Annotated in this window: 16 protein-coding genes; 7 read left to right on the forward strand and 9 right to left on the reverse strand. The window is 69.6% G+C overall.

Annotated elements, in window-relative coordinates:
- Window positions 1-231: 231 nt before the first annotated feature.
- Window positions 232-1,266, forward strand: a complete 1,035-nt coding sequence (locus ACQUQ0_RS10315; protein WP_435184943.1) for a transcription initiation factor IIB — start codon at window positions 232-234, stop codon at window positions 1,264-1,266.
- A gap of 67 nt (window positions 1,267-1,333) precedes the next feature.
- A complete protein-coding gene (locus ACQUQ0_RS10320; protein ID WP_435184944.1) occupies window positions 1,334-1,513 on the forward strand; it encodes a hypothetical protein in 180 nt (59 codons plus the stop codon).
- Between the two features lie 4 nt (window positions 1,514-1,517).
- Here ACQUQ0_RS10320 and ACQUQ0_RS10325 read toward each other — a convergent pair whose 3' ends face one another.
- The gene (locus ACQUQ0_RS10325) at window positions 1,518-1,925 is read right to left on the reverse strand and encodes a translation initiation factor IF-2 subunit beta (protein ID WP_372387679.1); all 408 of its coding nucleotides are present in this window, start codon (window positions 1,923-1,925) and stop codon (window positions 1,518-1,520) included.
- A gap of 204 nt (window positions 1,926-2,129) precedes the next feature.
- Between ACQUQ0_RS10325 and ACQUQ0_RS10330 the strand changes: the two genes are divergently transcribed.
- A complete protein-coding gene (locus tag ACQUQ0_RS10330) occupies window positions 2,130-2,366 on the forward strand; it encodes a UPF0058 family protein (protein ID WP_372387677.1) in 237 nt (78 codons plus the stop codon).
- A 105-nt stretch (window positions 2,367-2,471) separates the two neighbouring features.
- Here the strand turns inward: ACQUQ0_RS10330 and ACQUQ0_RS10335 are convergent, their stop codons facing one another.
- The 5 genes from ACQUQ0_RS10335 to malQ form a co-directional block, all read right to left on the reverse strand.
- Window positions 2,472-2,849 carry a group I truncated hemoglobin gene (locus ACQUQ0_RS10335; RefSeq protein WP_435184945.1) on the reverse strand — a complete coding sequence of 126 codons (378 nt, stop codon included), beginning with the start codon at window positions 2,847-2,849 and terminating at the stop codon, window positions 2,472-2,474.
- A gap of 116 nt (window positions 2,850-2,965) precedes the next feature.
- Complete coding sequence (locus ACQUQ0_RS10340; protein WP_435184946.1) at window positions 2,966-3,427, reverse strand: DUF555 domain-containing protein; 462 nt, start codon at window positions 3,425-3,427, stop codon at window positions 2,966-2,968.
- A 44-nt stretch (window positions 3,428-3,471) separates the two neighbouring features.
- Window positions 3,472-4,404: a DNA-3-methyladenine glycosylase family protein gene (locus ACQUQ0_RS10345; protein WP_435184947.1), complete on the reverse strand. Its 933-nt coding sequence runs from the start codon at window positions 4,402-4,404 to the stop codon at window positions 3,472-3,474.
- A gap of 78 nt (window positions 4,405-4,482) precedes the next feature.
- The gene (locus tag ACQUQ0_RS10350; RefSeq protein WP_435184948.1) at window positions 4,483-5,439 is read right to left on the reverse strand and encodes a mechanosensitive ion channel family protein; all 957 of its coding nucleotides are present in this window, start codon (window positions 5,437-5,439) and stop codon (window positions 4,483-4,485) included.
- Window positions 5,440-5,619: 180 nt separating this feature from the next.
- On the reverse strand, window positions 5,620-7,119 hold the full coding sequence (malQ, locus tag ACQUQ0_RS10355) for a 4-alpha-glucanotransferase (protein WP_435184949.1): 1,500 nt from the start codon (window positions 7,117-7,119) through the stop codon (window positions 5,620-5,622).
- A gap of 114 nt (window positions 7,120-7,233) precedes the next feature.
- Here malQ and ACQUQ0_RS10360 point away from each other — a divergent pair, with 114 nt between their 5' ends.
- Window positions 7,234-8,121: an SDR family oxidoreductase gene (locus ACQUQ0_RS10360; RefSeq protein ID WP_435184950.1), complete on the forward strand. Its 888-nt coding sequence runs from the start codon at window positions 7,234-7,236 to the stop codon at window positions 8,119-8,121.
- A 35-nt stretch (window positions 8,122-8,156) separates the two neighbouring features.
- Here the strand turns inward: ACQUQ0_RS10360 and ACQUQ0_RS10365 are convergent, their stop codons facing one another.
- Window positions 8,157-9,392 (reverse strand): ArsA family ATPase, encoded by a 1,236-nt coding sequence (locus tag ACQUQ0_RS10365; protein ID WP_435185109.1) that lies wholly within the window; start codon window positions 9,390-9,392, stop codon window positions 8,157-8,159.
- 272 nt (window positions 9,393-9,664) lie between these two features.
- Window positions 9,665-10,420: a YIP1 family protein gene (locus tag ACQUQ0_RS10370; RefSeq protein ID WP_435184951.1), complete on the reverse strand. Its 756-nt coding sequence runs from the start codon at window positions 10,418-10,420 to the stop codon at window positions 9,665-9,667.
- Between the two features lie 175 nt (window positions 10,421-10,595).
- Between ACQUQ0_RS10370 and ACQUQ0_RS10375 the strand changes: the two genes are divergently transcribed.
- Both ACQUQ0_RS10375 and ACQUQ0_RS10380 read left to right on the forward strand, forming a co-directional pair.
- Window positions 10,596-10,754, forward strand: a complete 159-nt coding sequence (locus ACQUQ0_RS10375) for a hypothetical protein (protein ID WP_435184952.1) — start codon at window positions 10,596-10,598, stop codon at window positions 10,752-10,754.
- Window positions 10,747-10,956: a hypothetical protein gene (locus ACQUQ0_RS10380; protein WP_435184953.1), complete on the forward strand. Its 210-nt coding sequence runs from the start codon at window positions 10,747-10,749 to the stop codon at window positions 10,954-10,956. Before ACQUQ0_RS10375 ends, ACQUQ0_RS10380 begins: the two co-directional genes overlap by 8 nt.
- A gap of 23 nt (window positions 10,957-10,979) precedes the next feature.
- Here ACQUQ0_RS10380 and ACQUQ0_RS10385 read toward each other — a convergent pair whose 3' ends face one another.
- A complete protein-coding gene (locus tag ACQUQ0_RS10385) occupies window positions 10,980-12,101 on the reverse strand; it encodes a pyridoxal phosphate-dependent aminotransferase (protein ID WP_435184954.1) in 1,122 nt (373 codons plus the stop codon).
- A 113-nt stretch (window positions 12,102-12,214) separates the two neighbouring features.
- On the opposite strand from ACQUQ0_RS10385, the gene ACQUQ0_RS10390 reads away from it, so the two are divergent.
- Complete coding sequence (locus tag ACQUQ0_RS10390; RefSeq protein ID WP_435184955.1) at window positions 12,215-12,730, forward strand: CinA family protein; 516 nt, start codon at window positions 12,215-12,217, stop codon at window positions 12,728-12,730.
- Window positions 12,731-12,763 lie beyond the last annotated feature (33 nt).

The raw sequence follows: 12,763 nt of genomic DNA on the forward strand, positions 1-12,763 counted from the left end.
ACGGGCAGCGATTCGTCTCGTACAGAACGTATATATACCCTAGCGGCGCGCTTCGTGCGGATCGGTCAAAACCGAAATACCCGCGAAATCAGGTTCAAATATCGTGTAAAACCGCGTTTCGTGCCCGAGCAAGGTTTAAGTACTTCAGGTACTTACACATAGTAAGGTCAGTTCGGGCCGGGTCGTTTTTTGATCTGCTTTCCCCGGCCGCGGACGAGCCCCCTCCCCAGTATGAGTGACACACGCACCACAGAACACGTAGAGGACCGCAACGCGCCGGAGACGGAGCGAACGCGGACGGACGAACGGGAACACGAACACCGACACGAACACGAGGCCGAACAGGCGAGCGAGGAAGAGCACGTCTGCCCCGAGTGTAGCGGCACGCTCATCACGGACAGCGCCCGCGGCGAGACGGTCTGTGCGGACTGCGGACTGGTCGTCGACGAGGACTCGATCGACCGCGGCCCCGAGTGGCGCGCCTTCGACAGCGCCGAGCGGGATCGCAAGTCCCGCGTGGGCGCGCCGACGACGAACCTGATGCACGACAAGGGCCTGTCGACCAACATCGGCTGGCAGAACAAAGATGCCTACGGCAACTCCCTGTCGGCGCGCCAGCGCGAGCAGATGCAGCGGCTGCGCACCTGGAACGAGCGGTTCCGCACTCGCGACTCGAAGGAGCGCAACCTCAAGCAGGCGCTCGGCGAGATCGACCGGATGGCCTCGGCCCTGGGCCTCCCCGAGAACGTCCGGGAGACGGCATCGGTCATCTACCGCCGCGCGCTCAGCGAGGATCTCCTCCCCGGCCGCTCCATCGAGGGCGTCGCGACCGCGGCCCTCTATGCGGCCGCGCGTCAGGCGGGGACGCCGCGCTCGCTCGACGAGATCAAGCGCGTCTCCCGCGTGGACAAGATGGAGCTGACCCGGACGTACCGCTACATCGTCCGCGAGCTCAAGCTGGAGGTAGAGCCCGCCGACCCCGAGCAGTACGTCCCGCGGTTCGCCTCGGACCTCGACCTCTCGGACGAGGCCGAGCGGACAGCCCGCGAACTGCTGAAGAAGGCAAAGCGCGCGGCGATCCACTCCGGGAAGTCGCCGGTCGGCCTCGCGGCGGCCGCGGTCTACGCGGCGGCCCTGCTGACGAACGAGAAGGTGACCCAGAGCCAGGTCAGCGAGGTCGCCGACGTCTCCGAGGTGACGATCCGGAACCGCTACAAGGAGCTCCTGGAAGTCGAAGAGCCCGACGACGCCGGCGCGGTCGCGTAGGCGGGGAGGCGGGCCGCGAGGCGGCCGACTGCCAACATTTATTGACGTACCGGGATTCGACTCGGCTATGGTCGAAGCGTTTGTGCGGCTGTTGTGTCCCGAGTGCGGCAAAGACTGGGAGGCCCAACCGACGGCGCTCCCCGGTCACCGCGAGAACTTCACGTGTTCGGCCTGCGGGGCGACCCGCCGGCTCGCGGAGTTTATGCGGACCGAACACGACCTCGAAACCGTAAAGCAGTTCGAGTAACCGATCAGAGGTCGGGAACCGACGAGAGCGCCCCGCAGGCGTCGCATTTCAGCACGGTCGTCCCCTGTTCTTCGACGAGTCGCGTGTCCGGAGAGGCGCATTCGCTGCAGGTGACGAAGTCCTCGACGTAGGCGTCGAGCGCGTCCGCGACGCGCCGCTGTTTGAAGTCGCCGGTGAAGCGGGCGCGGTCGCGGTCGTCGATCTGCGCGCTCGTTCCGAGTTCGGACTGCATAAACCGGACCAGGTGATCGGGGTCGCGCGCGAGGCGATCGTGTGTCGCCTCGAAGTTCTCCCAGACCGTGACGTTCCCCTCGGGGCGGACGTCAGGGTCGGGGACCTCGAACCGCTCGCCGCCTTCGGCGATCTCGGGAGCCTGTTCGAGCGCTCGGTCGAGTTGGTCCTCGTAGTCCATACGGCGGGGTAGGAGACGCGTGGTGTAAAGCGTTCATATACCGCGCGCCCGAGACGACCCCGTCGACGGAGCGACGGCGTATCCCTCATCATTGAACACAGCAAATCGGGCGAATACGGGCGTTTCGGGCGGATATCCGACAGGTGTGTGTTAACGAGACTCAGGATAATAATATATCCTTCCAGTCGCAAGTGAGGGTTGCTCATGAAGAAGCAGGAGCTCATCCACCTTCACGGCCTGCTTGCGGAGGTACACACACAGGTCGAGGCGTGGGAAGACGAGGAAGTACCGCTCGAAGCGTATAACGAACTCGGCGTCCGACCCACCTCGATCCACAAGTCGAAGACCGACCACAAAGCCGCCGTCTTCAAACTGGTCAAAGGAATCACCTCCTCGATGGAGGAAGTCGAGCAGGACCGCGTCCCAGCGGCCGCCGACTGATCACGACGACTTCGCCGTTCCTCAGGACCCCACGCCCGCCAGCGACGGCGTCGCCGCCCCCGCGCTTCTATCCTCTCTCCCTCCGATCCGGACCGCGACCCCGAGCTACGCCTCTTCGTCCGGGTGCGCGAGCAGCTCCTCCTCGTAGTCGGCGACGGCCCCGATCACGAGCTGGGCGTCGTCCTCCGGGACGTCGAAGGCGTCGAGGCTGTCGGCGAGGTGCTCTACGGCCCGCTGGATGTGCGCCTCGGTGAACGGAACGTGGAGGTGCGCCTCCCGGACGGGGGCCGCGTCGTAGGTCTCCGGGCCCCCGGCGGCCTCACACAGGAAGTCGGTCTGGGTCCGCCGGAGCATTTCGAGGTCGGCGTCCGCGAAGAACGGACCGATCTCCTCGTCGTCGAGCAGTCGGTCGTAGAAGTCGTCGACGACGGCGCGGATCCCCTCGCGGCCGCCGAGCCGCTCGTACAGCGTCGATTGTGCCATACGTACGGGTATCTCGTCAATTCATACGAGAGTGTCGGTTCGAGCCGCCGATCGAGAACGGAACCGAAAGTCCAAGCGGCCGAGAAGTGATCAAGGGCCCAGTCGTGAGGGACGGCTCAGCCGTCCTCGACCAGGTCGTCGAACTCGGGGATGAGATCGTCGTCTTCGTCTCCGTCGTCGTCGCCCGTGGCGTCGTCGCCGTCGTCCGCTCTGTCGCCGTGGTCGTCTTCCTCGTCGTCTGCGTCCTCGACGGTCTCGACGGAGAGCACCTTGAGCGGGACGTTCTCGAGGCGCTGGCCGATCTCCTTGCGGGCGATCCGGGAGGCGTGTTCCTGCTGTTCGACGTTGAAGACGGTCATCTCCAGTTCGAGGGCGACGAGGGCCTCGTCGGCGGCGATGAACGCGGGCGGCAGTTCCTCGCCGTCGGGCGAGGTCCGCGACCCCATCGAGATCTCGACGTAGCTCAGATCGGGGTTGAGCATCTCGCCCGTCTTCGAGATGGCGATGCGGATCGCCTCGTCGGGCGTCGTCACGTCGTACACCGGGATGGCGGCCTCAACGACGACTCTGCAGTCCATACGAGTATGTAGCGTCGCCGACGGCATCAAAGGTTCGCCCGGGCCTACGCGCCGCGCGCCCGCAGGTAGTAGAAGAGGTACGTCTGCGCGTAGCCGGCGTACTCGCCGCCGAGGCGCTCGCGGAGCGCCCGCGAGGTCTCCGCGTAGCTCCCGCGGTCGCAGTCGGGGTAGTGCTCGGCGATCGCGCTCCGGATCCAGGTGTCCAGCGGGACCGCCTCCAGGTAGCCCAGCGAGAAGAGGAGGACGCAGTCGGCGACCTTGTCGCCGACGCCGACGAACCGCGTCAGCGATTCGCGGGCCTCCTCGTACGGCAGGCCGACCGCCTCGCGGGGGTGGGCCTCGCCGTCGGCGACCATCCGGGCCGTCTGCTGGACGTAGGGCGCGCGGTAGCCGAGCTTGAGGTCGCGGAGCTCCGATTCGGTCCGGGCGGCCAGCTGCTCGGGGCGGGGGAACGCCGCGAACGACTCGCCGTCGGCCTCGTGGCGCGTCCCGAACGCCTCGGCGAGCGCCGTCTGCATCCCGTGGATGCGCGAGACGCGCATCTGCGCCGAGCAGATGAACGAGATCAGGCAGGGAAACGGCGGGTCGCGGACGAGCCGCATCCCCCGATAGGCGTCGTAGGCGCGCTCGATGAGGTCGTCGTCGGGCGTCGCGTCGTAGATCGCGTCGAGGTCGTCGTCCAAGCGGAGGAGGTGCGTCAGGAGCGGGACGGGATCGGTCGTCGCCTCCCACTCCAGGGGGCCGTCGCGCTGGCGGACGCGGACGACGACGTCCTCGTCGCTGACGCCCTCGATCGGCGGCACGACCGTCTCGTACCACGCGTCGCCCCCGTGGACATCCATCGACTCGTACATCCGCCCGTCCGCGCGGTCCCAGAGGTACGACTGGCCGCTCTCCAGGGTCGCCTGGAGGTCGAAGGGGCCCGGAATCGACGACAGCGGGATCGCGCCGGACTCGAACGTCGTCGGAGCGGTCATCGACGGAGGGTAGGGACCGGCGGGTATCGGGGTTTCGATGCGCGGCCGGTCGCCCGAGGTCTGCGACCGCGGGGCGGCCTACCGGTTCCGCCCGATCGGGAACTTCACGCGCTCGGGCTCGTCGTTGAAGCGGTCGAGGATCCGCTCGTAGAGCGCGTTGCGGTTGCGGGTCGCCTGCCGCGACCGCGAGAGGAAGCGGAGCCGGAGTTCGACCCACGACTCGGTCTGGACGACGTTGACGGAGGGGCCCTCGCGCACGTCCAGGTCGACCGCGGTGCGATCGAGGCGGTTCCGGTAGGTCTTGATGCCGCGGCGCATCTCCTCGCCCAAGAGCGCGTCCGCCTCCTCGACCATCACCTCGCGGGCGAACGCGAGGTCGGTCTCGTAGGCCACCTGAATCGTCACCTCCGTCCAGACGAACTCGAAGAGCCTCGTGTCGTTGACGACCTGCGCCGACAGCACCTGCGCGTTGGGGACGGTCACGACCCGGCCGGAGGGCTGGCCCGACGTCACCAGGCGGCCGCCGACCTCCCACAGCGTCGTCGTGAGGAAACCGACCTCGATGACGTCGCCGCGGGTGTCGGCGATCTCGACGCGGTCGCCCACCGCGTAGGGGCGCTTCACCAGGATGTAGAACCACCCGATGAGCGAGAGCAGCGGCTGCTGGAGCGCGAAGGTGACGGCGAAGCCGACGACGCCAAGCGAGAAGAGGACGCCGAGCCACTGCTCTGTGAGCGCGCCGGCGACGCCGACGGCCGCGACCGCGCCGAAGGCGAGCCGGAGGACGTTGCGGGCGTCGTGACTCCGGCGCTTGTTCGCCACGCGGGCGACGAGCACCGACTCGACGACGAGGTAGGCGCCGGCCGTGGCCGAGAGCACGGCGGCGGCGTTCAGCCCGCGGACGACGAGCGGCTGGACGGCGATGTCGCCGAGCGCGGCGTCGGCGAGCAGCCCGACCGAGGGGACGAGCGCGGACGCGACCGCGAGCACCGCGGCGGCGACGAGCGAGAGGTATCCGACGGAGCGACGTACCACGGTCGCCACACGTCGGCTCGACACAAAAAACGGCGGGCTCGGGCCGTGCGTTTATGTACGAGAGCGGGACCACGGCGCGTATGCGCTGAGAGCTGTCCCGCGTCGGCCCGCGGTTGCTCGGCACGACCGGCGCGGACGTGGGAGCGAGAGCGGGAGTGCCGACTGTTCGCCTTTCGCGAGTCAGTTCCGGATGTGCTCGTCGGTCACGCGGGCGAGCCGCGCGGCCAGGTCCTCGTCGAACGCCGCGGCGGTGGCGCGCCACGCCCAGTTCCCGTCGGTCGTCCCCGGCTCGTTGAACCGCGCGTGGGAGTCGAGGCCGAGGACGTCCTGCATCGTCGTGAACGCCAGCACCGAGTCCGAGCGCCAGACCGCCTCGATCATCGACCAGGTGAGCTCCGCGCCGGCGCCGATGTTGTACTCCAGGCAGCTGCGCTGCTCGTCCGACAGCGACTCGTAGTAGCCGACGAGGGTGTCGGTGTCGTGCGTCGAGGTGTAGGCGACGCTGTTCTCGGGGTAGTGCATCGGCTGGTACATATCGCCCTCGCGGCACCAGTCGGCGTAGTGCGGCACCCGCATCGACGGGAAGCCGAACCGGTCCCGGAGATCGACGAGCCCCTGGTCCAGGAAGCCGAGGTCCTCGACGACGAACGGGAGGTCCCCGAGCCGCCGCTGGAGGGTCTCGAAGAAGTCGTGACCGGGCGCGTCGCGCCACTCGCCCGCCGCGGGCGAGTCCGCCTCGGCGGGGATCGCCCAGAACTCGTCGAACCCCTTGAAGTGGTCGATGCGGGTGACGTCGGCGAGGTCGAAGAGCCGCTCCAGCCGCCGGATCCACCAGCCGTAGTCGTTCGCGCGGAGCGTCTCCCAGTCGTAGACCGGGTTCCCCCACCGCTGGCCGTCGTCGCCCGGATTCGGCGGGACGCCCGCGACGGCCGCGGGGCGGCCGTCCGCGTCGAGGTCGAAGACCTCGGGGTTCGCCCAGACGTCGGCGCTGTCGAGCGCGACGTAGATCGGGAGGTCGCCGACGAGGTCGACGCCGCGGTCGTGGGCGTACGAGCGGACGGCCCGCCACTGGCGGTCGAAGACGAACTGGACGTACTCCCGGTAGGCGATCTCGTCGGCGAGGTCCTCGCGTGCGGCCGCGAGCGCCTCGGAGTCGCGGGCCCGGATCGGCTCCGGCCACGACGTCCACGCGCCGTCGTGGCGCGTCCGGAGCGCCATAAACAGGGCGTAGTCGGCGAGCCACGCGGACTCGCGCTCGCGGAAGCGCGCGAAGGCGTCGCGCTCCTCTTCGTCGATTCCGGGCCCGTCGCCGTCGTGGAAGCGCTCCGCGGCGGTCCGGAGGCGATCGGCCTTGTACTCGCGGACGCGGTCGTAGTCGACCTCGTGCGCCGAAAACTCGGGGACCGGCTCCAGGTCCGACTCGTCGAGGTGTCCGGCCGCGACGAGCCGATCCAGACTCACGAGGAGCGGATTCCCCGCGAACGCCGAGTACGCCTGGTACGGCGAGTCGCCGTGGACCGACGCGGTCGGCCCCAGCGGGCAGAACTGCCAGTAGGACTGCTCGGCGGCGGCGAGCCAGTCGAGGAACCGCCGGGCGCCCTCGCCCAGGTCGCCGATCCCGTGCGGGCCGGGCAGCGCGGTGACGTGGAGGAAGACGCCGGCGCGTCGATCGAACTGCATACTCGGACCAACTCTGGCAGGCAGTTAAGCGTGTGGCCGGGCGGCGGCGGAGCGGCGCCGCGCCGACGGCGCGAGGACCGGACAGTTAACACCGCGTGGGTCGTTGCTCCGGCCGTGCATCCGAAGACGGTCCTCATCACTGGCTGTTCGTCCGGGATCGGTCGCGCGACCGCGCTCGCTTTCCTCGAAGAGGACTGGCAGGTCTACGCGACCGCCCGCAACCCCGCCGACGTCGAGACCCTCGGCGAGAAGGGGTGTCAGATCGCGACGCTCGACGTGACGGACCAGACCGACGTCGACCGCGTCGTCGACCGGATCATCGAGGAGGAGGGCCACATCTCCTGTCTCGTCAACAACGCCGGCTTCGGGCAGATGGGGCCGCTGGAGGACGTGCCCACAGAGCGCGTCCACCGTCAGTTCGACGTGAACGTCTACGGTCCCCACCGGCTGGTCCGCGCGGTGCTCCCGCATATGCGCGAGCAGAAAGAGGGGACGATCGTGAACGTCTCCAGCGCCGCGGGGCGGGTCTCCTTCCCCGGCGGCGGCGTCTACGCGGGCTCGAAGTTCGCCCTGGAGGCGATGAGCGACGCGCTCCGCAACGAGGTCGACGAGTACGGCATCGACGTCGCGGTGATCGAGCCCGGACCGGTCGAGACCAACTTCAGCGACCGCGCCGAGCGCGAAGTGCTGGGCGAGGACGCCGGCGACGCCGACGGCGACCGAGAGGAGAACGAGGCCGACGACCGAGGAATGAGCGGACTGGACCGCTCCGGCGCCTACGAGTCCTTCTACGAGCTTTTCAGCGACACGCAGCTGATCGGCGGGGGCGGGCTCGGCGCGATCACGCCCGAGCGCGTCGCCGAGGACATCGTCGACGCCGCCTCCTCCACGAAGCCGCGGGCGCGCTACCAGCCCGGGACGGCCGCGCGGCTCACCGTCCTGGCGCGGTTCCTGCCCGACGCGTGGCTCGACGCCGGCTACCGGTACCTGCGGAAGCTCTGACGGACCGGCGGCATTGATCCGCAGTCCGCTACTCGCTACTCTAAGCAGGACGCCACGACGCGGAGCGCCTGTTCGCCGCGGACTTCCTCGGCGAGCAGCGGCACGCGCTTTACGTCCCGGCCGCGGAAGAGGTCGGTCGCGCGCTGGATCGCGTCCTGCTGGACCTGCCAGCGCCGCTGGCAGAACTCACAGTGCTCCAGGTCGGGCGCGACGATCCAGCGGTCTTCGACGGTGGCGTCGGTCACGTCCGCGAGGTCCTGCATCACGCGGTTGACCACGAGCGTCTGGACCGGGATGCCGTAGCCGTCGAGGCGCTCGACGAGGCGCTCGGTCTCGACGACGCTCATCTCCTCGGGGATCATCACGACCCGGAAGTCCGTCTTTGCGGGGTCCCGAAGCACCGTCCGCAGGCGCTCGATCCGCTCGCGGAGTTCGTCGAGATCGATCTCGGGCGCGGCGTCGTCCGAGCCCATCCCGAACATCCCCTTCACGCCCTCCATCATCCCGGAGAACTGCTGGCGGACCTTCGCGATCTTCCCGAGCATCGAGTCCATCATCTCGGGGAGCTCCAGGAGGCGGAGCGTGTGGCCCGTCGGCGCGGTGTCGACGACGACACGGTCGAACCGGGGGTCGTCCAGGTACGCAAGCAGCTGCTGCATCGCCGCGGCCTCGTCGGCGCCGGGCATCGAGCCCGGGCCCATCGCGCCGCCGAGGAGCTCTTCCATCCCGCCGAGGTCGCCGAAGGGAGATTCCGCGCCCGCACCCGCGCCAGCGCCGGTGAAGGGGTTGCCCTCGACGTCGGCGTCCTGGTCGAAGCCGCTCCCGGTCGCGTCGTCAGCGCCGCCGGGGCCGCTCGCCGCGTCGCCCGCCGCGGACTCGCCGCCGAACGGCCCCGCGACGACCGAGTCGGGATCGATCTCGGCCGCGTACAGCGGGATCTCCTCGCGGATGCGCGTCGGGTCGGCGGGCACGTCGACGTCGAGGGTGTCCGAAAGCGAGTGCGCGGGGTCGGTCGAGACGACGAGCGTCGCGACGCCGGAGGCGGCCGAGGCCAGCGCCGTCGCGGCGGCCATCGTCGTCTTGCCGACGCCGCCCTTCCCGCCGTAGAGGACGTAGTCCGGGGCGTCGATCTCGTCCGGCAGGTCCGTCGCGTCGTCGGTCTCGACGCGGTCGACCGGCTCGACGTCGACGGTGTGGTCGTGGTCTGCCTCGGGTGCGTCGCTGTCGTCATCGCCGGCGTCGTCGGCCTCGTCGACGGCGTCGACGTCGATGCTCGACATACGCGGCACGACGGGGTGGGGACTTGTGTACTTCTCGGTCGCGAGACAGGGCCATCGCGCGTCGGGGTGGTCGGGGGCACCTTCACCGCGCGTGGGTCTGGAGACAACACGTGCGCCCCCGACCGCGGTCAGGATCCGGCGGCAGACGTGGTCAGCGTCCGCGGACCGGGTGGGTACGGTATCGGTACCCACACGACGTACGTTCCCTGCGCTCAATAAACCCCTCGCCGGGCCGTGGGAACGTCGTCGGCCTCGCCCCGCAGTCATACGCTGAGGAGCGTCTGCGTGAGGACCAGAAGGAATCCGCTCGCGTTCACGACCGCGGCCAGTTCGAGCGCCCGACGCGACGTGAGTGCCGTAAGCTCGCGGAGTCCGTGGTAGTGGATCCAGCCCGTCCAGAGGGTGGCCAACGCCGGAGGGACGAGCGTGACCGGGAGGGCCGCCCGGAACTGCGAGGCGAGCGCGTCGGCCGTCGCCGACGCTGACTCCCCGGCGACTCGGACCGCCGAGGGATCGGCGGTCGCGAGCAACACCCCGGCGCCGGCGAGCGCGCTCGCCGCCCAGGGGACGGTCCCCCAGCCGGCGATCGCCATCGCGTCACGTCCGGTCTCGAACGACTGGCGCGCGAGCGCGTACAGGGCGGCGGTGATGCCGACCCACGCGAGACACAGGGAGAGCCCCTGCGCTAGCGCTTCGATCCCGACGACGCGCCACACGACCGACCGGACGCCGATCCGGGCGGGCTCGGCACACCCCTCCGGCGTCCCGAACGTCACCGATTCGCCGTCGACGGTGAGGTTGGGGAAGTCGTTGGGCTCACAGAGGGACTCGTCGGGGCGGTCGGGGTTCGGGACGGTCGCCGACGGGTCGAAGCTGGTCGCAACGAGCCAGCCGACCGGGAGCAGCGCGAGGCTAGCGACGAGCGCCGAGAGCGCGACCACCGTGAGCGCCCGCTCGGCGGAGACGTCGCGCTCCCGGAAGTACGCTTTCGGGGAGAGAACAGCAGTTCGGGGCGCCATTCAGGCGGTCCGAACACGGAGTCGATCATAAGGCCTGGTATGAACCGTATACATCGATATATAGCTCGGATGGTCCGGCCTCGGGGGTCGCGAGGACGGATACGAACGGGGACCCTCTCCGATTACGTGTCGGTCACCTCAAGAAATATATTCCGCGTCCCAGATGTCGGGTCTGATGCCCTCCGGACCGACATCGCTGTTCGTCCTCCTGTTCGTCGTCCTGATGGCGTGGGTGGGAATCGCGACCGCCGTGGCGGTCGGCGTCGAACAGGGGCTGAAGCGGTACCACGGCGAATCGAATCGGATCGTCCAGCGGGAGTCTGAGGATGGATAGGGAGCGGGTCGCGGCCGCGACGGAAGTGCTCGGAGTGACCCTGGCGCTGATCGCCGGAGTCGGACTCGTCGCCGTCGCCGACTCCGGCGCGGTCCTGGACGACCCCGCCGACCTCCGAGTCCTCCTCACGATCGGCGTCGGAGCGGGGCTGTTCCTCCTCGGCGTGGCGCTCGAATCGCTCGGCGGGGAGAAACGGGCGTAGCGTTCGTCGGCTCCCGCTTCGGCTCACCCCCCTTCGAAGTAGTCGGCGAGGCGGTCTGCGGCCTCGGCGGCGCGGTCGGTGCAGAGCGAAAAGCGGATCCAGTCGTCGTAGGCGTCGCCGAAGGCCTCGCCGGGCATCCCCGCGACGCCGGCCTCGTCGATCAGGCGCTCGACGTTGTCCATCGTGCCGGGGAAGTCCTCGAACCGAGCGAGCACGTAGAACGCGCCGTCGGGCGTGGTGTAGTCCGCGCCCGCGGCGTCGAGCGCGGTGGTGAAGGCGTCGATGCGCTCGCGGAGCGTGTCGCGAACGGACTCGTAGTACGACGGCGGCGTCTCGTCGAGGGCGTGGGCGACGGCGGCCTGGGCGGGGCGGCTGCCGGTGACGTTCACGAGCATGTGTCGGGTCCGCGCCGCCTCGACGAAATCCTCGGGGAAGACCGCGTAGCCGACCCGAAAGCCCGTGATCGCCATCGACTTCGAGAACGAGGAGGTGACGACGACGTGGTCCCGATCGAGGGTGAGCGCGCTCTCGAACCGGCCCGAGAAGTCGAAGTGGTCGTACACCTCGTCGACGATCAGGAGGGCGTCCGCCTCGGCCGCGACGTCGGCGATATCGGCGACGGCGTCGACGTCGTAGACCGCCCCCGTGGGGTTGTTCGGCGTGTTGAGGACGATCGCCGCCGTGTCCGTCGAGGCGGCCGCGCGCATCCCCGCGACGTCGACGTGGCCGTCGTCGTGGACGGGGACGCGGGTCGCCTCGCCGCCGAGCATCGTCGCCTTCCCGGGGTAGTACGGGTAGACGGGGTCGGTGAGCAGGAACTCCGCGCCGGCGTCCCGTTCCATCGCTTCCGCCATCGCGAGGTAGTTGGCCTCGCCGGCGCCGTTGGTGACGACGAGTCGCGAGGCGTCGACGTTCCGGCGGGCGGCGATCTCCTCGCGGAGGACGCGCAGGCCCTCGCTCGCCTGGTACTGGAAGTCCCGCGGCTCGCCGTCGGCGTAGGTCTTCAGCCCCTCGCGGAGCGCCGCCGGCGGCTCCCAGTCGGGGTTCCCGGACACCATGTCGACGACGTCGCGGTCGGCGTTCACGGCGTACTGGATGACGCGGTAGAAGAGCGGCTCGTCGTACGCGTCGTCCGTGTCGGTCATTCGTCTTCGGTGAGGGAAGCGGCGTAGGTGTGTGTTTCGCTCTCGTCGGCGGACGCGACCGCGGACCCGACGCGGACGCCGCACCTTTACCCGTCGGCGTCGTTGCCGGGGATATGCGCGAGTTCGCTTCCGACCCGCCGATCGAGCGCCGCGTCGGCGACGCCCTGCGCGACGCCGAGGCGACCGTCGCCGTCGCCGAGTCCTGCACCGGCGGCCTGATCGGCTCGCTCCTGACCGACGTGCCCGGCTCCTCGGACTACTTCGACCGGTCGCTCGTGACCTACTCCTACGAGGCGAAGCTGACGTCGCTGGGGGTCGCGCGGGAGTCCCTGGACGACCACGGCGCGGTCTCGACGCCCGTCGCGCGCGAGATGGCCGCCGGCGTCCGCGACGTCGCCGGGACGGACTGGGGCCTCGCCACGACGGGCATCGCGGGCCCCGACGGCGGAACCCCGGAGAAGCCGGTCGGCACGGTGTTCGTCGGCCTCGCCTACCGGGGCGAGTGGGGCACCGGCGACTCCTACACCCGCGTCGAGCGCCACGAGTTCGACGGCTCCCGGACGCAGATCAAAGAACAGATCGCCAGGCGCGCGCTGTCGGCGCTCCGCGAGGCGGTCGCGGAGTCGTGACGGCGCGAGCGGGGACGATCCGACGAGGCGTTT

Origin of the sequence: Halobellus sp. EA9 (assembly GCF_051195055.1) — an archaeon.
GTDB lineage: Archaea > Halobacteriota > Halobacteria > Halobacteriales > Haloferacaceae > Haloquadratum > Haloquadratum rubicundus.